The organism is Pseudomonas sp. B21-015, from assembly GCF_024749285.1.
Classification (GTDB): domain Bacteria; phylum Pseudomonadota; class Gammaproteobacteria; order Pseudomonadales; family Pseudomonadaceae; genus Aquipseudomonas.
Window position 1 is genome coordinate 2,478,428 of record NZ_CP087196.1, and the last position, 17,494, is coordinate 2,495,921.

Here is a 17,494-nt window from a genome sequence, read left to right on the forward strand (position 1 = left end):
GGTCCTGTCAACGATTTTGCTCGGGGTTCCACTGCGCGTACCGCTGGCCACGCAGGAACTGCCACAGACCGATACTCATCCCGGCAAGGGTCACCAGAAAGAACGCGGCGAGGCGAAAGGGTTTGGGCAAACGGTGTTGCACATCCAACAGGCCGGCGATGGCCACCACATAACCGAGCAGTTGCGCGATCAGGCTCAGGCGATAGAAGCCATGGACATTCCACAGCCAGCAATTGCTCAGCAACAACGGCAGCAACAGGACTGGTGCCAGGCGTCGAATCAGTTTGTGGCTGATCAGCGCAATCGCATACAGGCCATGGCGCCAGGGGTTCAACAGTTCCCGGCGCTGGGCCAGGCTTTGCAGGCCGCCGACGGTGACGCGCTGGCGACGACGCCATTGCTTGGCGATTTCGTCGACGCCTTGATCGCTCACTTGTGCTTCGGGCACATAGACGATGCGTTTGAACGCCACCGGCGCGCAGGTACTGATAAAGAAATCATCGTTGACCTCCGCCGGCACGTTCTGGAACAACTCGCGGCGCAGGGCGAGCAGGGCGCCGTCGGCGGAGACCATGCAGCCGGTGCGATTTTCCATCTTGCGCAACCAGCCTTCGTAATGCCGATAAAGGCTGTCGCCCAGGCTCAGGCCCTTGCCCGGCACCGGGATCAGCATGTGCCCGGCACAGGCCCCGACCTCAGGATCGGCCAGGGGCGCGAGCAACTGGCCGAGGGTGTCGGTCGACCATTGGTTGTCGGCATCGGTGAACACCAGAATCTCGCCCGTGCTCAGGGCGACGCCGGCATTCAAGGTGGCCGCCTTGCCCTGACGGGGCAGGTCGAGCACGCTGATGCGCGGGTCAATGACCTTGTGGGCGCAGGCCACGGTATCGTCCGTGGAGCCATCGCTGGCCAGAATGATTTGTAGTGAGTGCGCCTGATAATCCTGAGCGAGCAGGGTGCGCAGTTTGTCTTCGATATGCCGGGCCTCGTTGTGCGCGGCGATGATAATGCTCACGTTCATTGGTGGCGCCGACACATGACGCCGCGCAGGAAACAATGGCGCGATCAGCGTCAGCAGCAGCGGATAGCCAAGCCAGGCATACACCGGCAATAGCAGGCACAACCAGAAAATGAATTCAGCCACGGGCCGGCCTCCTGGCATTCCAATGACAAAGACTCAAAATGAGCGCTGCACCAGCCAGGTGCAGACGCACCCAATGCAGGCCCCACAGTTGCAGCGTCAGGCGCAGGTCGTGGTGTTTCAGGCTTTGCCGCAGGCTCTGGGCGAGCGCTGGCAGGCTGGTGACGAACAGCATGAATAGCGCCAGTGGGGCGGAACCGTTGAGCAGGGCGGATAGCGCCATGAAATCCAACACCCAGGCGATGATCGACAGCATCGGGAAACGCAGTAAACGCAGATTCATGCCGTGGCTGCGCAGTAGTTGCAGGTGACTGCCCTGACGCCAGAACTCCTTGCCCATCCATTCGCGCCAACTGCTCTCGTAACCCCAATGCAGGGCAACGCTCTGGTTGACGGACAGCAGGCGTGCGCCAGAGTGGGAAAGGCGCATGGTGAAATCTTTGTCTTCGCCGGTGCGCAGGTTTTCGTTGAAGCCGCCGACCTTGTCGAACCATGGACGACGCATCAACAGGTTGGAGCTGGGCAGCCATCGCACTGTTTTCAGCGTTTCATCGTTCGGGCGCAACGTGCGGCGTTGCCAGGCATTGGCATACCACGGGGCTTCGGCCGGGGTGTGCAGGTCCAGTCCCAGGACGTCGACCTGAGCCGCGGGTTGGATGCTCAACAACAGCGTGAGCCAGTCCTCGGGCATCTCGATATCGGCATCGATGAAGCCCAGCCATTCGCCTGTCGCCATCGCCGCCCCGCGATTGCGCAGGGCGCCGATCAGCAGCCCGGGCAGCACCAGCACCTGCGCCCCGAGCTGGCGAGCGATGTGCGGGCCCTGATCGTCGGAGCCGTTATCGGCCACGATCAGCTCGCATTCCAGCCTGGCGGCTTCGGCGGCTTTTTTCGCGGCGAGCAAGGTGCGGCCGATGTGTCGGGCTTCGTTGTACATCGGGATGACGAGGCTGATGCGGCTCATGCCCTTGCCTCCGTCGGCGGATGTTCTTCAGCCTTGAGGCGCAGCACGCAAGTCAGCGCGAGCATGATCCACAGGTATTTGTGATTCGGTGCGCTGAGGAACATCAAGAACAGCAGCAGCGACAGATAGCTGATACCCAGGTGCGTGATCATGTCGGCCTGTTCCCAGTTGCGTCGCAGCAACCAGGCGTGTCGGGCGCGGATCAGGTTGTACATCCCCAGGCCCAGCATGCCGACGAACAACAGCCCGGCGGGAATCCCCACTTCGCTGAAGATTTCCAGATAAGTGTTGTGAGCGCGGCGATACAGGTCGCCCGGCTTGCGGTTGGCGGAAAACGCTTTGGCGTAACCGGTGGTGGCGTACTGCAGCGGGAAGGTGCCGGGGCCGGAACCGAGTAACGGGTGCTCACGAATGACCTGGCTGCCGACCACAAGGTATGACGCGCGGCGGCCAAGGGATTCGTCCTGGCTCTTGGCGCCGGCCTTCAAGATGCTCAAGGACTGGATGCGCGCGACGTAACCGGCCGGCATCGAATAAATGGCCAGCGGAATCACGAGCACCAGGCCGAGCATGGCAAAACCCAGATGGCGCGGACGGATGCGTGGCAACTGAGCGCGGTAGTGCCAGGCACCGATCATCAAACTGAGGAACAGCACCACCAACCCGGAACGGGATTCGGTCTTGGTCATGCCGCCCAGCAGCAAAATGCAGCAGGCGCCCCAGAATAATCGGTGCAACAGGTTCGGGCCACGGATCACCAGCAGCAGGCCCAACGGCACGGCGAAGGCGATCAGCAGGGCAAACGAGTTCGGGTCTTCCAGCAACCCGGCGGCGCGGCCCTGGTCCTGATACTTGATGGAAAACATGGCCAGCACGCAGGTCGCGCTGACGCTGAGGGTCACCAGCCGGGCGAACAGATCGAGGTTCAGCTCACGGCCGATCAGCAAGGTAATCACAAACAGAATCAAGCCGACAGACAGTTCCCGCAGATGACTCTGGGACATGTCCAGGTTGTCGGTATTGATCATGCTCAACCCGTACAACACCATGAAGCCGATCAGGAAGCGCCAGATGTTGCTGCGCAGGCGCTCGGACGGAATCTGGTGCATGGCCAGTTGCAACATCAGGATCAGTGCCAGTGACGCCCCGATGAACTTGGTGCCCGACAGTGCGCTGCCCTTGAAGAAACCTTCGAACGGCACCAGCGCCGCGATGCCCAACAAACCCCAGGCGGGTTTTCGGTACAGCACCGCGACAGCCACCAGGCCGAGCACTGCGCCCGGCGCCAGAAATGGATAAGGACTGGCCAGCAAACCGAGGCAGACCAGGGCGAGCAGACTGACGATCGAGAGCGGAAAGATCACGCGCGTGCCTCCCGTGCAGTACGGATATAAAGCTGCGACCAGCGTTCAGCCAAAGCCTTCAGGTCGTAACGGTCCAATTGCGTACGTTTTGCGTTGTCGATCAATTCGCGAGCCAGTGCCGGCTCATTCAGCAGCGTATCGATCTGCCGGGCGAGGGCGGCGCTGTCGGTGGGTGTCGCCAGCAGGCCGTTGTGCCGGTCCTCCAGCACATCGGGAATCCCGCCGACGCTGAACGCCACTACGGGCACTCCGGCCTGCATCGCTTCCAGTAGAATCATCGGCGTGCCCTCGGTGCGCGAGCTGATCACCAGTGCATCGAGTTGCTGCCACCACCGGTTCATGTCGGTCTGGTAACCCGGCAAGGTGATGCGTTCGTGCAAGCCGGCAGCGGCAATCCGCGCCAGCAGGATTTCCTGTTCCGGGCCGTCGCCGAGCATCACGGCGTCCAGTTGCGGGTGTTGCTGGCAGAGTGGGATCAGGGCATCGAGAAACAGGTCCGGGCCTTTTTCGTTGCTCAGTCGCCCGACGTAACCCGCCAGCCAGCGCGGGTGTTTGACGTTGTCGGGCAGCCGGTTGCTGGCTGTTGGCAGACCATTGGGAATCACTTGCAGTTTCTCCGTCCGGACACTGGCCTTGCGGTGCAGCACGGCGATACTTTCTGCCACGCAAACCACGCGATGCACCGACGCCGTGCGGCACAATTGCAGGCTCAGCCAGCCGTAGAAGCGTTGCTTGCGACTGCGCGGCGTGAAGCCATGCTGGGTAATCACCAACGGTAAATCCAACAACGTCGCGCCGACCCAGCCAAACAGCAGACCCTTGAAATTGTGCGTATTGATCAGCGGCTGTTCAGCCCGCCGCTGACGTAAATGACCCAGCAATTGCCCCAGTCCCGCAAAAGCACGGCAGTCGACCCCGGCCTCGCGGAACCGATCGATCAGGGCTGGCGGCGCATCCAGAAACAGCACTTGATGTTGCCCCGGCGTCGCCAGGCAATGGTCCAGCAACATCCGCTCAGCGCCATAGAAGCCGCCGCTGCTGATCAAATGCATGATCGGCAGCGCGCTGGCGTTGAGCGGCCCGTTCAATGGCGCACCCAATACATGAAGCTGGGCACGGTCCAGTTCTTGTGCGGGTTGTTCGGCAGGGTGTTCTGATCGTTGATCACCAACAGCACCGGCATGCCCAGTTCATGGGTGATTTGCGCTGGATGTTTGAAGCGGTGATCGAAGAACTCACGCACGTAGACGAAGGCAATCGCCAGCAGCAGACCGGTCAGCATCCCGAACGGGATGATCAGCAGCGGTTTGGGATACGCTGCCTCGGTCGGTTCGTACGGTGGGCTGAGCACCTTGGCGTTGGAAATATTGTTGTCCAGCGAACGGGCGGTGCTGCTTTCGGCAAAACGCTGCGCGTAGGTGGAGAACGCCGCGTGCAAGGCAGTGATCTCGGTGTCCATCTGCTGCAACTTGCTCTGAGCCACTTGCAATTGATGAATGCGGTTCTTGAACGCGGCGATGCGCGCGGTTTTCTGGTTGATCACCGCGGTGACGATCGCCAGGTCGTTGGTACGCTCCTGAATCCGGTTGCTGACGATCTTCAGGAACTGCTGACGGGTGCGGGAAATCTGCTCACGGGTCAACAGCATCGGTTCACTGCCTGGCTGGAATACCGCCAGGTCGTTCATGTAACGGGCGACCTGAGTCGTCAGTTGTTCACCCAGTTGCCGGATCTCCCGGTCTTCGAAGGCAATGTTGTCCACCGTGGTGGTGAACGTGAAGGGGAAAGTGTAATCGCTGAGCCGCGACGTACTGGTGGCGGCTGTCAGGGCGGTTTTCAGGTAGTCGAGCCAGCGCTGGCTTTGCAACAGGCGATCCTGATACTGGTTCAGGGCCTCTTCCTCGGTGTTGATGGCGTTGAGGCGGAAGGTGATTTCTTCCTTCGGATCGGACGAGCCTACCCCTTCGAGCAACGCCAGTCGTGTGCCTTCCAGGCCATCGAGGCGCACCTGATATTGCTTCTTCTTGGTTTCGTAGAAACTCTGCGGCAATTCGATCGATTGCAGTTCCTGGCGGTTGGTCAGGTAGTTTCGCAGCAACTGCGCGACAAATCGCGTGCCCTGGGCAGGATCGCCATAGCTGTAGACAATCGAGATCACGTTGGATCCCGGCAGGGTATCGATCCTCAGGTTCTCGGTGGCCTGTTGGGTGAAGACATCCAGGTCGGTATCGCGCTCGGGATCGGTTTCAAGCCCGAACGCGTCGCGCACCGGGTTGATCACGTATTCACGCAAGGGGGTGGCCACGAAACGTTTGATCGGTCCGGTCACCAGTGTGCTGAAGGCCCCGGGGTTGGGCTTGTACTCGCCTTTGGCCTGCAGGTCGCTGATGGTCTGACGGATCAGGGCCGGTGAGCGCAGGATGTTGCTCTCGGTTTCCATGTCTGCCAGTGACGGCGGAATGAAAGAGGCGTCGCCTTGGGTCAGGGACGTGGTGGCGTCTCCCTGAGAGAGTTTTTTGGACTGCACGAGCACCTGCGCGGTGATATCGAAGCTCTGTTTGAGCATCAGCGGCAAGAGCAGGGCAATCACTGCAAAGCTCAGGAAGATTCGCTTCACCAACCGCTTGTTGGCGAAGAAGATCCTGAAGAACTCATGCAGGTAGTTTTCCTTTGGGTTCATGATCGGTTACCTGAGCGTTAGTTGTTACTGCCTTTGTTGTCGACGCGGTAGCCGAAGCCGAAGCCGACCCCCTGGAACAACACCACGTCCGCCAGTTGCCGCGCGAGCTCACCAGCGCTTGCCAGTTTGGTCTTGGGCACGTAGAGCATGTCGTCCGGTTGCAGGTAAGCAATCTGCGACGCGTCACCGGACAAGGCTTTTTCCACGTCGTAGCGCACGGCCTGCACCTGATTGCCGTTGCGGCGCATGATCACCACCGAGTCGAGCCGCGCCTTGACGTTGGTGCCACGGGCCAGGGTCAGCGCTTCAAGCACCGAGACGGGTCGGTTGATCGGGTAGGAGCCCGGTTGCGCAACTTCACCCAGCACATAGATTTCGTTGCCCGACGTGGATTTGAGCATGACGTCGACCGTCATTCGCCCCGGCAATTGCGCGTAGCGCTGATTGAGGAAGGTTTCCAGTTGGTTGACGGTCATGCCTTGCAGCGGCACGGAGCCGATTTCCGGGAAACTGGCATAGCCGTCGTTGCCCACGGTAATCTCCCGGCTCATGCCGGTGGCGGGGTGGTTCAGGGTGGTCTTGAGGTTCTGCTCGCTGCTCAGCGGGCTGGTGACCAGCACAGTCACCTGGTTGCGATTGGGCTGGAACAGGGATTTGCGCTCATAGACGCGCTGGATCTCCTGCCGCGCTTCGACCGACGTCAGCCCGGCGACTTTCACCGCGGTATTGGCCCCCGGCAGTTCAATGGTACCGTCGGGCAGCACCAGTTGAGTGCCATTGAGCTGGCTGGCCGCGGTGAAGTTCAGGGCGACCTGGTCACCGGACTGAATGCGGTAAGCGCCCGAGCCAGTGGTACTGATGTGAAAGATCACATCCAGCACGTCCTTGGGCCGCAGGGTCTGTTCGACCCTGGGCATGTCGGTGGCCTGGGCGTTGGCCGGCGCGGCCGTGAGGATCTGCACCGGCATACTCTGGGTTTCACTGGTGCTGGAGCAGCCTGCAAGCGGCAGCAACAGCAGGAGAAGCATTTTGGCGTTCATGGCGTCATCCTTTCTGCGGTTGCTTACAGGTTTTTGTAGAGCCATTTGGGCATGTAGTACTTGCGTCGGTTGAAGACGCTGCCCACCAGTTTTGCGCCGGCCTGGGTCAAGCGCTGGACCGCGGCCTGAGCCACTTCCCAGCGCGTGTCTTCGGCGCGCACCACCATGATCACGCCGTCCACCAGGGTGCTGATGACCAGGGTGTCGGCGGCCGAATACACCGCGTCGCCGTCGATCACCACAAAGCGATACCGATCGCCCAGTTGGTTGAGCAACGGGGCCAGCTGTTCAGTCGTCAGGTGCTCGGCGCCGCGGATGTGCCGCCCGTTCGGCAGGATGTGGAAGGGCAGGCTGGAGACGTTCACCAGACAGTCCTGCAACAATGGCGGGGAGGCGTTGAACAGCAGGTCGCGAAAGCCGCGCTCTTTGCTCAGCCCCAGCTGTTGCGTGAGGTTGGTCTCCGACTGGCTGGCGTCCACCAGTAACACTTGGCCGCTGCTCATTGACGCCAGTTGCTTGGCCAGCGCCAGGGCGCTGGTGGTGGTGCCGGCGCCTGCATTGGCAGCGGTCAGGAAGAGGATCCGCAGATCCAGGTCGAGCACGGTCGAGGTCAGGTTGGACTCGCTCGGGCTGGCGATGGTCAGGCTTTTGTTCGATGAACCGTCCATTTAACTCGCTCCGTGGCCGCTGAATACTTTGAAGGGGGTTTTCAACAGGATCTTCAGATCAAGCAAAAGGCTCTGCTCGGCGATGTAGGTGAGATCCAACTCAACGCGCTGGTCGAAGTCGATATTGCTGCGCCCGGAGATCTGCCACAGGCCGGTCATGCCGGGGTAGATGCTCAGGCGTGCAAGGTGGCTATCCTTGTAACGATGGGCGTTGAACGAGGTTGGCCGCGGGCCCACCAAACGCATGTCGCCGCTCACCACATTGATCAGGTTCGGTAACTCATCGAGGCTGCTGCGTCGCAGGAAGCCGCCGATGGGGGTAATCCGCGGGTCGTCGTCGATCTTGAAGTCGATGGCGTCGGCGCCGTGCTTGTTCAGATATCGCAGGGACTCCTTGAGCTCCTCGGCGTTGGTCACCATGGTGCGGAACTTGTACATGCCGAACATGCGGCCGCGATAGCCGGTGCGTTTCTGCACGAACATCACCGGCCCCGGGCTGCTGAATTTGATCACCAGCGCCAGAACCAGCAGCACTGGGGAGATCAGCAGCAAAATCACCAGTGCACCGAGGCATGCGAACACTCGGTTGGTTCGTGACAGGGTCCAGGGGCGACCGCCGTTGCGGCCGGTCATCCAGCCGCGACCCTGCATGTGGATCGCCTTGTCGAGGCGCATTCGGTGCTCGGGGTCCAGGCGGTTGTCACGCTGCATGTGATCGAGCAACACGCCTTTTTCATGTCCAGTCATAGAGTCCTCCGCTGAAGCCCGGCCATGAGTGGCGAGTGGGCGCTGCGCAGTGGGTAGTAGTCACGGAACCAGGCGATGAATCGTCCGAGTCCTTCATCCAGCTCGATCCGTGGCTGGAAACCGGTGGCTTGCGCCAGATCGCTGGCATCGGCGCAGGTGTTGAGCACATCACCCGGTTGCAGGGGCAGCAACTCGACGAGGGCTTTCTGTCCGAGGTGTTTTTCCAGCAGCGCCAGGTAGTCCTTGAGCGCTATTGGCTGCTGTCCGCCAATGTTGTAAATGCGCCACGGCGCCATGCTGCTGGCCGGGTCCGGTTGCTTGCGGTTCCAGTCCGGTGCCGCTTGGGGGGCACGTTCGAGCAGGCGGGCGATGCTCTCGATGATGTCGTCGATGTAGGTGAAGTCCCGCTGGTGCTGGCCGTAGTTGAACAGCTTCAGCGGCTGCCCTTCGGCAATCGCCCGGGCGAACTGGATCGGCGACATGTCGGGCCGGCCCCAAGGCCCGTACACAGTGAAAAAACGCAAACCGGTGCAGGGAATGCCGAACAGATGGCTGTAGCTATGGGCCATCGACTCGTTGGCTTTTTTGGTCGCGGCGTACAGCGACAACGGGTGGTCGACGTTGTCCTTGACCGAGTAAGGCGTGTGCTGGTTGGCGCCGTACACCGAACTGGACGAGGCATAGATCAAGTGCTTGACCGGGTGGTGACGGCAGCTTTCGAGGATATTCAGGAACCCGCTCAAATTGCTGTCGAGGTAGGCCCGGGGATTTTCCAGGGAGTGCCGCACCCCGGCCTGGGCCGCGAGGTGAATCACCACTTCCGGTTGTTCACACACAAACAGTGCGTCGAGGGCCTGGGCATCGGCCAGGTCGATTTTCGCGAGGGGGAAGTCGCCGACCTGCTCGCGCACCCAATCCACGCGATCGTGTTTGAGTTGCGGGTCGTAGTAATCATTGAAGTTGTCCAGCCCGCACACCTGATGCCCGTCACGCAACAGCCGCAACACACAATGGGCACCAATGAATCCGGCCGCTCCAGTGACGAGTATCTTCATGATCGTGGTGCCTCGGGAGCGATGTGCCGAAGCCCGATGCCGCTGTAGTGCAAACCAGCCGCCGCCGCGTGTTCCGGGTTGTAAAGGTTGCGGCCGTCGACGATCACCCGCGCGCGCAGTTTGCTCGCCAGCAGGTCGAAGTCGACCACACGGAAGTTTTTCCATTCGGTGCAGATCACCAGCGCGTCGGCATCTTCCAGGGTGTCGTCGCGGGTGGCGCACAGGTGCAGGTCATTGCGGTAGCCGTAAATGCGCCGGCACTCGGACATGGCTTCCGGATCGTAAGCCTGCACGCTCGCGCCTTCGGCCCACAGCGCCTCCATCAGGTAACGGCTGGGGGCTTCGCGCATGTCATCGGTATTGGGTTTGAAAGCCAGGCCCCAGATCGCGATGGACTGGCCGGCCAGCCCGTTGGGGAATTGCGCCTTCAGTTTGCTGATCAGAATGTGCCGTTGGCTGTCGTTCACGTCGGTGACGCTGCGCAACAGACGCAATGGCATGCCGTTGTGTTCGGCGGTGTGCAGCAGGGCGCGCAAGTCCTTGGGGAAGCATGAGCCGCCGAAGCCGCAGCCGGGGTAGATAAAGTGGTAACCGATGCGTGGGTCCGAGCCGATGCCTTTGCGCACCGCTTCGATGTCAGCCCCCAACAGCTCGGTGAGGTTGGCCAGTTCGTTCATGAAACTGATGCGCGTGGCGAGCATCGCATTGGCCGCGTACTTGGTCAGCTCGGCACTGCGGTTGTCCATGAACATGAGCTTTTCCCGGTTGCGGCAGAACGGCGCATAGAGTTCGCTCAACTGGTTGCGTGCTTCATCGTCATTGGTGCCGACGATGATCCGGTCCGGACGCATGCAATCGGCCAGGGCGCTGCCTTCCTTGAGAAACTCCGGGTTGGACACCACCCGCACGTTCAACGCACCTTTGCCTCGGTGTTGCAGCGCTTCGTGGGCGGCGCTCGCCACCTGGTCCGCAGTGCCCACCGGCACGGTGGACTTGATGATCAGGGTGCGATCGGACTCCATGAGACTGGCGATCTGCCGGGCTACATTCAGTACATGGCTGAGGTCGGCGGAACCGTCTTCATCGGCGGGGGTACCTACCGCGATGAAAATCAGCTCGGCATGCTCGACCGCGTCGCTGGCCTGAGTGGTGAAGAGCAGACGACCGGCTTTGATGTTGTCTTCCAGGGTGCTGGACAGTCCCGGCTCGCTGATTGGAGGCACGGCTTGCTGCAGTTGTCTGATCTTGTTGGAGTCAATATCCACGCACAGGACGCGATGTCCGACATCAGCCAATGCTGCGGCTTGTATAAGGCCGACGTAGCCGGTACCAAATACGCTCACGTCCATATTGGCGTGCCTCGTAAGACGGTGGATGTAACTGAAATGAGACTGTCAAAAGGGGTATAGCCCAGCCGTGGGAAAGCGTGTCAGCAAAATGACGGGTAGCGCGGGTCGGAAACCCTGATTTCACGGGCTATTTGCTATCAAGTGCTTGCCGTTGCTGGATTTGTCGCGGTTTTGAGGGCTTGCTGAGGTTTTCAAGAAAACGATAGACGGTCGCAAGGCTTGTATTACAAGGGTTACAGGAACTTTGGCGTGTCAGATTTGAGGCAACATTTTTTTGACGCTTTTGGCAAAAAACCGGCATTTCTTGCGCTTCGATGGCTTAGTGCTAGTGTCAGAAAATAGCTGACAATCATTGGTTTCCATTGGCTAATGGCAGCCATGGAGGTACTGCACCACCATGATCCGATACCTCAAGGAACTGTTGCTGGTTCTGTATCTACTCAAGAATTACGACTATTACCTCGATCGTCTCGATGCACTGGGCATCGGAATCCCGATGCTGCTGTATGGCGGGATGTTCGTGGTGCTGACGATTGCGCTGTTCATGACCGCGTACATCCGCCAGACGCTGATCCGTCATTTGTTCGCGTTGGCGATGTTTGGCTCGGCGGTTTTCTTTGACGTCTACACGCACGTGACCGCCAGTTACCTGACTTACAGCAGTTTTGTGTCGCTGGTGTATTCCGGCGGGTTCATCCAGGAAGCGGCTTACCAGTACCGCGATGCGATCATCAGCGCGATGGTCAGTGGCTTGTTGTTGCTGTTGGGGATCGGGCTCAAGCCGCGTCGACGGTTGCCGGCGCCAGGGGCGCTGTTGGTGGCGGCGCCGGTGCTCGGGGTGTTGTTGCTCAGCGCGGTGCTGTTCGTGCGGGCCGGCGAGGGCGCCCGTGGCTTGCCGATCATGTACACGCCGTTGGCCTATCTGAATCTGTTTACCTATGAAGCGCTGCACAACACCGTCGGCCCGCGTGAACCGGTGAACCTGGCGCGCATCGATCAGCCCGTGGGCTACGACATCGTGCTGATCATCGACGAGAGCATTTCCGGCAATTACCTGGACATCAACACGCCGTTCGGTGTGCACAGCAACCTCAAGGAGCCGCACCCGGGTGTGGACATCTTCAATTATGGCTACGCCGCGTCCATCGCCAATTGCAGTGCCGACACCAACGTCACCCTGCGCTATGGCGGCACTCGCACCGATTACATGCGGATCAACACCACGCTGCCGTCGATCTGGCAGTACGCGAAAAAGGCCGGGCTGCGCACGGTTTACATCGACGCCCAGCGCACTGGCGGCAACTTGCAGAACCTGATGAACAATGCCGAGAAGCAGGACATCGACGAGTTCGTGCAATTCGACCAGACCGGCGTGCGCGACCGCGACATGGCAGCGGCAGCCAAGCTGATCGACCTGCTCAACGACGGCAAACCGGAACTGGTGGTGATCAACAAGGTCGGCGCGCATTTTCCAGTGCACGACAAGTACCCGGATGCCTTCATGGCCTACCGGCCGGCGTTGCCCCGTGGGCAGTTTGTCGAGGTGGCGGACACGGGCAAACGCGATGGCTTCAACGGCCAGCCGGATGATTGGGTGCTGTACCGCAATGCCTACAAAAATACCGTGCTGTGGAATGTCGGCGAGTTCTTCGCACGGGTTTTCGCGCAGGCGGATTTGCGCAATGCGCTGCTGATCTACACCTCGGACCATGGACAGGACCTGCATGAGCGCGGTAACCCCGGGCTCAACACTCACTGCGGCAGTGAACCGGTGGAGGAGGAGGGGGTGGTGCCGTTGGTGGTGATTTCGGGCAGCGATTTGAAGACCCTGGACTGGCAGGCGCAGTTGCCGGCCAACAAGGATCGCTCCAGTCACTACAACATCTTCCCGACGTTGCTGCAGTTGATGGGCTATGACCTGGCGGGGATCGAGGCGGTGTATGGCAAACCGTTGAGCGTGCCGACGGTGGACGATTTCACGTTTAACTATCGGTTCAATGCGCGGCTCGGCGCTGTGCCTGCGTGGAAGTACATTGATTTGAACAGCATTGTGACGCCGGGGCAGGTGGTGCCGAGTGTGGCGGTGGGGCAGTGAGATTTTGAGCGATTGAGCGGCCTCTTCGCGAGCAAGCCCGCTCCCACAGGTGATTGAGGTGCACGCAAATCTTTCGTACACCATCGCCCCCTGTGGGTGCGGGCTTGCCCGCGAAGAACGATAACGCGGTGCCGCTGCCGTCCGCTATCCTAGGCCCATTGCCTCCAACGAGCCTTCCCTCATGCTTTCGGTCCAGGGCGTCTTCAAAAGCTACGCCACCCCCCAAGGCCCATTACCGGTACTGCAAGGTGTCGACCTCACCTTGAAACCCGGCAGCAGCCTGGCGCTGATGGGCGAGTCGGGCAGTGGCAAGAGCACCTTGCTGCACCTGATCGCCGGCCTGGACAAGGTCGATCGCGGCAGCATTCGCAGTGGCGAGCATCGGCTGGAGCAGATGAACGAAGGCCAATTGGCCAACTGGCGCCGGACCGAAATCGGCCTGGTGTTCCAGCAGTTCAACCTGATCGGCAGTTTGCGGGTCGAGGATAATCTGGCGTTTCAGGCGCGTTTGGCCGGGCGCCATGATCCGCGTTGGCAGGCGCATCTGGTGCAACGTCTCGGGTTGGCGGACCTGCTACTGCGCTATCCGGAGCAGTTGTCCGGCGGGCAACAGCAACGGGTCGCGTTGGGCCGTGCGCTGGCCTCGCAACCCAAACTGCTGCTGGCCGACGAGCCCACCGGCAGCCTCGATGAAGCCACCAGCGATGAGGTGTTGAAGTTGTTGCTGGAGCTGCTCGACGACAGCCCCACGACCTTGTTGATGGTCACTCACAGCCCACGGGTTGCCGCGCGGCTGGCGGACAAAGTGGTGCTGCACGGTGGCCGCCTGGCTGGCGCGGACGAGCGCTGAGGTGCGGGTTTTTCGCGAGACGCTACGGGCGCTGCTCAGCCATTGGCGGCAGCACCCGGTGCAATTTTTCAGTGTGCTGACCGGGCTCTGGCTCGCCACCAGCCTGTTGACCGGCGTACAGGCGCTGAACAGCCAGGCGCGAGAAAGCTATGCCCGGGCCAGTCAATTGATCGGTGGCGAACCCCAGGCCAGCCTCAGTGCGCCCGGCGGCGGAGTGTTTTCTCAGCAAGTGTTTGTCGACCTGCGTCGTGCGGGTTGGCCGGTATCGCCGGTATTGCAAGGCCGGGTGACGCTCAAGGGCCATGAAGACCAGCGCTTGCAGTTGATGGGCATTGAGCCGGTGTCGTTGCCCAGCGGTTCCGCAGTGGCCGGACGGTCATTGCCGATCGAGCAGATCGTCGAGTTTTTCACCCCACCGGGCAGCACCTGGGTATCGCCGCAAACTTTGCAGGCGTTGGGCTTGCACGAAGGCGAAACACCGATGGCCCAGAGCGCAATCACCTTGCCGCCACTGCGTGCCCAGCCTGACATGGCGCCCGGTGTGTTGCTGGTGGACATCGGCTTCGCCCAGCAGATTCTGCAGCTGCCCGATCAACTGTCGCGCCTGCTGCTACCCAAGGATTTCACCGCGACCCTGCCTGATGAGTTCAAGGGCCAACTCCAGCTCAAAACCAGTGACCAGGAAAACAACCTCGCGCGCCTGACCGAGAGCTTCCACCTGAACCTCGATGCCTTGGGCTTTCTATCGTTCGTGGTCGGCCTGTTCATCGTTCACGCGGCAATCGGTCTGGCGCTGGAGCAGCGCCGAGGCTTGCTCAGAACCCTGCGCGCCTGTGGCGTCAGTGCACGCATGTTGATGACCTGTCTCACCGTCGAGCTGGGTGGCCTGGCGCTGATCGGTGGTATCGCCGGCGTCGCCAGCGGCTACCTGCTGGCCAGCGTGTTGTTGCCGGACGTCGCCGCCAGTTTGCGCGGTTTGTACGGCGCCGAAGTACCGGGCCAGTTGAGCCTCAGTCCGTTGTGGTGGTTCAGCGGTATCGGCCTGAGCCTGTTCGGCGCGTTGCTGGCCGGTGCCAACAGTTTGCTGCGAGCGGCGCGTTTGCCGTTGCTGGCGCTGGCCAATCCGCAAGCCTGGCATCAGGCCCACGCGCGCTGGTTGCGGCGCCAGGGTTGGGTCGCCGCGATAGCTGCGGTAATCGCGTTGTGGGCGTTGATCCTGGGCGACAGCCTGAGCAGTGGCTTCGTGTTGATGGCCGCGTTGTTGATCGGCGCCGCACTGGCCTTGCCGGTGGTGTTGAATAGCGTGCTTGACCGGGTGCTTCGGTACAGTCGTTCCGTGCTGGGCCAATGGTTTCTCGCCGATTGCCGCCAGCAACTGCCGGCCCTGAGCCTGGCCTTGATGGCGCTGTTGTTGGCGCTGGCGGCGAACATCGGTGCCGGCAGCATGACCGCCGGTTTCCGTCAGACGTTCAACAACTGGCTCGAACAGCGCCTGACTGCCGAGCTGTACCTCAATCCGCAAAATCCCGCCCAGGCCCGAGAACTGCACACCTGGCTCAAACAACAACCCCAAATCACCGCGGTGCTACCGAACTGGCAAGTGTCGATCCAGTTGCAGGGCTGGCCGGCGGACGTCTTTGGCGTGATCGATCACCCGACCTATCGCCAGCACTGGCCGCTGCTGGAAGCCTTGGGTGACAACCCTTGGGAGCGACTGGCCAAGGACGACGCGCTGATGCTCAGCGAGCAACTGGCGCGGCGGTTGAAGGTGCGGCTCGGTGAGCACCTGACGATTGCCACGCCCAATGGCCCATGGTCGCCACGGATCGTCGGGATCTACGCCGACTACGGCAATCCCAAGGGCCACCTGCTGGTGAACATCAATCATCTGCTGCGCGGCTGGCCGCAACTGACACCCAGCCGTTTCAACCTGCGCATCGACCCTGCGTCGATCCCTGGGTTCCTGACCGCGCTGCAAGCGCGCTTTGCCCTGGACGACAGCCGCATCTTCGATCAGGCCCGGCTCAAGGGCTGGTCCACGCAAGTGTTCGAGCGCACCTTTGCCGCCACCGCCGCGCTCAACAGCCTGACCCTTTGCGTTGCGGGCGTGGCGCTGTTCATCAGCTTGCTGACCCAGAGCCAGAGCCGCCTCGGACAACTCGCGCCGCTGTGGGCGCTGGGCGTGACGCGGCGGCAGTTGATGCTGCTCAACCTTGGGCAAACCTGGTTGCTGGCGGTGCTGACGCTGGTGCTGGCATTGCCGTTAGGCATCGCGTTGGCGTGGTGCCTGGACACGGTGATCAACGTTCAGGCCTTCGGCTGGCGCTTGCCGTTGCGGGTGTTTCCGTTGCAACTGTTGCAGTTGATGGGCCTGGCGTTACTCGCCACATTGCTCGCCTCGGCGTGGCCGTTGTACTCGCTGTATCGTACGCAACCGGCGGATCTGCTGAGGACGTTTGCTCATGAAGATTAGGCTCGGCGTGTTGTTGCTGGCGCTGCTGAGCGGATGCGACAACACGCCTGCGCCGGAAAAAGGCTTCGCCGGCCTCGGCCATCAGGCCGCCGCATTTATCCCGGTGGTGCCCGGGCGGGCGTTCAGCTTTCCGGCGGACCATGGCTCCCACGATGGCTTTCGCATCGAATGGTGGTATATCACCGCCAACCTCAAGGACGCTCAGGGCCATGAGTTCGGCGTGCAATGGACGCTGTTCCGCAGTGCCCTGAAAGCAGTTCCCGAGCAACCCGGCTGGGGCAATCAGACCATTTGGCTGGGCCATTCGGCTGTGACTTCCGCCACGGTGCACCATGCTGCCGAACGCTACGCCCGAGGTGGCGTCGGCCAGGCCGGCGTGAGCCTGGCACCCTTCAGTGCATGGATCGACGATTGGCGTTTCAGCAGCCAGGCTACCGATGAAAACCCGTTGGCGGACCTGCAACTCAGCGCCCGCGACAAGGCGTTCAGCTACCAGCTTAGACTGACCACAACCCGGCCACTGGTGCTTCAAGGAGACAAAGGCTTCAGCCAGAAATCCGAACAGGGCCAGGCGTCGTACTACTACAGCCAGCCATTTTTCCAGGCCAGCGGCACCCTGGAAATCGACGGAAAAACCTACACGGTCAGTGGCCCGGCCTGGCTCGACCGTGAGTGGAGCAGCCAACCCCTGACCGCCAACCAGACCGGTTGGGACTGGTTTTCCCTGCACCTGGACAGCGGCGAGCAGGTCATGCTCTACCGCATGCGGCAAAAGGACGGCGCGCCATACCTCACCGGCACCTGGATCGACGCCCAAGGGCAGACGCAGTTATTGCACGCCGACGACATCAGCCTCATACCCCAAGACACCGCCGACGTGGCCGGGCGTTCGATGCCCGTGAACTGGTCGATCAAAATCCCCGACAAACACCTCGATATCACCATCGACGCCCTCAACCCCAAGGCCTGGATGAACTTGCGCATTCCCTATTGGGAAGGGCCGGTGCGACTGAGTGGCAGTCATGGGGGGCAGGGCTATCTGGAGATGACCGGGTATTGACCCGGAAC

General features: G+C 61.2%; 14 protein-coding genes. 4 read left to right on the plus strand and 10 right to left on the minus strand.

From position 1 onward, the window contains the following. Positions 1–7: 7 nt before the first annotated feature. From LOY38_RS11315 to LOY38_RS11360, 10 genes are read right to left on the minus strand one after another with little or no spacing between them, the layout of a single operon-like run. Positions 8–1,144, minus strand: a complete 1,137-nt coding sequence (locus LOY38_RS11315) for a glycosyltransferase family 2 protein (protein WP_258700081.1) — start codon at positions 1,142–1,144, stop codon at positions 8–10. Then, on the minus strand, positions 1,137–2,105 hold the full coding sequence (locus LOY38_RS11320) for a glycosyltransferase family 2 protein (RefSeq protein ID WP_258700082.1): 969 nt from the start codon (positions 2,103–2,105) through the stop codon (positions 1,137–1,139). The genes LOY38_RS11315 and LOY38_RS11320 overlap by 8 nt, the downstream gene beginning before the upstream one ends. After that, entirely contained in the window at positions 2,102–3,469 is a 1,368-nt protein-coding gene (locus LOY38_RS11325) for an O-antigen ligase (protein WP_258700083.1), read from the minus strand. Before LOY38_RS11325 ends, LOY38_RS11320 begins: the two co-directional genes overlap by 4 nt. Then, on the minus strand, positions 3,466–4,521 hold the full coding sequence (locus tag LOY38_RS11330) for a glycosyltransferase family 4 protein (RefSeq protein ID WP_258700701.1): 1,056 nt from the start codon (positions 4,519–4,521) through the stop codon (positions 3,466–3,468). The genes LOY38_RS11325 and LOY38_RS11330 overlap by 4 nt, the downstream gene beginning before the upstream one ends. Before the next feature lie 32 nt (positions 4,522–4,553). Continuing rightward, positions 4,554–6,149 (minus strand): Wzz/FepE/Etk N-terminal domain-containing protein, encoded by a 1,596-nt coding sequence (locus tag LOY38_RS11335; RefSeq protein WP_258700084.1) that lies wholly within the window; start codon positions 6,147–6,149, stop codon positions 4,554–4,556. Between the two features lie 17 nt (positions 6,150–6,166). Beyond that, complete coding sequence (locus LOY38_RS11340) at positions 6,167–7,189, minus strand: polysaccharide biosynthesis/export family protein (protein ID WP_258700085.1); 1,023 nt, start codon at positions 7,187–7,189, stop codon at positions 6,167–6,169. A 23-nt stretch (positions 7,190–7,212) separates the two neighbouring features. After that, on the minus strand, positions 7,213–7,857 hold the full coding sequence (locus LOY38_RS11345) for a CpsD/CapB family tyrosine-protein kinase (RefSeq protein ID WP_258700086.1): 645 nt from the start codon (positions 7,855–7,857) through the stop codon (positions 7,213–7,215). Next, positions 7,858–8,604 carry a sugar transferase gene (locus LOY38_RS11350; protein WP_258700087.1) on the minus strand — a complete coding sequence of 249 codons (747 nt, stop codon included), beginning with the start codon at positions 8,602–8,604 and terminating at the stop codon, positions 7,858–7,860. Continuing rightward, the gene (locus tag LOY38_RS11355) at positions 8,601–9,659 is read right to left on the minus strand and encodes an NAD-dependent epimerase (protein WP_258700088.1); all 1,059 of its coding nucleotides are present in this window, start codon (positions 9,657–9,659) and stop codon (positions 8,601–8,603) included. Before LOY38_RS11355 ends, LOY38_RS11350 begins: the two co-directional genes overlap by 4 nt. Beyond that, the gene (locus LOY38_RS11360) at positions 9,656–11,008 is read right to left on the minus strand and encodes a UDP-glucose/GDP-mannose dehydrogenase family protein (RefSeq protein ID WP_258700089.1); all 1,353 of its coding nucleotides are present in this window, start codon (positions 11,006–11,008) and stop codon (positions 9,656–9,658) included. Before LOY38_RS11360 ends, LOY38_RS11355 begins: the two co-directional genes overlap by 4 nt. Positions 11,009–11,405: 397 nt before the next feature. Here LOY38_RS11360 and LOY38_RS11365 point away from each other — a divergent pair, with 397 nt between their 5' ends. The 4 genes from LOY38_RS11365 to LOY38_RS11380 all read left to right on the plus strand — a co-directional run bounded on the left by LOY38_RS11365 (position 11,406) and on the right by LOY38_RS11380 (position 17,486). Next, entirely contained in the window at positions 11,406–13,103 is a 1,698-nt protein-coding gene (locus LOY38_RS11365; RefSeq protein ID WP_258700090.1) for a sulfatase-like hydrolase/transferase, read from the plus strand. A gap of 181 nt (positions 13,104–13,284) precedes the next feature. Further along, entirely contained in the window at positions 13,285–13,953 is a 669-nt protein-coding gene (locus tag LOY38_RS11370; protein ID WP_258700091.1) for an ABC transporter ATP-binding protein, read from the plus strand. Between the two features lies 1 nt (position 13,954). Next, complete coding sequence (locus LOY38_RS11375) at positions 13,955–16,426, plus strand: ABC transporter permease (protein ID WP_258700702.1); 2,472 nt, start codon at positions 13,955–13,957, stop codon at positions 16,424–16,426. Next, the gene (locus LOY38_RS11380; RefSeq protein ID WP_258700092.1) at positions 16,416–17,486 is read left to right on the plus strand and encodes a lipocalin-like domain-containing protein; all 1,071 of its coding nucleotides are present in this window, start codon (positions 16,416–16,418) and stop codon (positions 17,484–17,486) included. The genes LOY38_RS11375 and LOY38_RS11380 overlap by 11 nt, the downstream gene beginning before the upstream one ends. Positions 17,487–17,494 lie beyond the last annotated feature (8 nt).